General features: G+C 70.8%; 1 protein-coding gene. It reads right to left on the reverse strand.

What is annotated here, in order from left to right; genetic code table 11:
• On the reverse strand, positions 1-253 hold a 253-nt coding region (locus RVY79_RS20695), incomplete at its 5' end, for a hypothetical protein (protein ID WP_317466477.1).

The raw sequence follows: 253 nt of genomic DNA on the forward strand, positions 1-253 counted from the left end.
TCAACGTCGGGCCATGACGAGGGTGCGGCCACCCTGCAGCAGGGTCAGCGTTGCGGCCGGACCCTCGGTGCCGCTGAAGTCGAGCTGAGCATCCACCTGCGGCACATGGGCACGGCGCGGCGTGTTGGCCTGGCTGTCGTCGAACGCGCAAAGGCCTTCAACGCTCCGAAGCTGCTCGGCCGGGACGGCCACCGGCGTCGGCTCCGCGAAGGGTTCACCGATGGCAAAGGCCGCCAGCTTGCGGGCGGCCAGG

It is taken from the genome of Chromohalobacter sp. HP20-39 (genome assembly GCF_033052815.1).
Classification (GTDB): Bacteria; Pseudomonadota; Gammaproteobacteria; order Pseudomonadales; family Halomonadaceae; genus Chromohalobacter.